At 45.8% G+C, this 321-nt stretch carries 1 protein-coding gene; it reads right to left on the reverse strand.

Annotated elements, in window-relative coordinates:
* Window positions 1–321: exonuclease SbcCD subunit D C-terminal domain-containing protein (locus tag AAEY79_RS14335; protein ID WP_352288929.1), on the reverse strand; the 321-nt coding region annotated here is incomplete at both ends.

The raw sequence follows: 321 nt of genomic DNA on the forward strand, positions 1-321 counted from the left end.
GCGCGTAAGCATCGCGCAAAGACGACTTTTGCCCCTCATCAACGTTGTGAATAAGCAAACAGCGCTCAAACACCTCCTCGGTGCTCAAGTCTTGTAAAGTTTCAGTCATACTGGTTTGAGCAAGGGTCTTATTATACTGAGTCTTATTTTGGATTTTTAACACCAAAAGCTGAGTACCTGCCACCATCTCATGAATTTGTTCGCGCAGTCCGCTGACCACCTCGTGTCCGGTATAGACCACCTCAAGCCAAACGCTGGTGTTTCTTGTCGATTGGGTCTGAATTTGCGCTTTTATGACGTCTAAATCACCAGTTATTTGTG

The sequence above is a fragment of the Psychrobacter sp. GW64-MNA-CIBAN-0177 genome, assembly GCF_040309585.1.
GTDB classification, from domain to species: Bacteria; Pseudomonadota; Gammaproteobacteria; order Pseudomonadales; family Moraxellaceae; genus Psychrobacter; species Psychrobacter okhotskensis.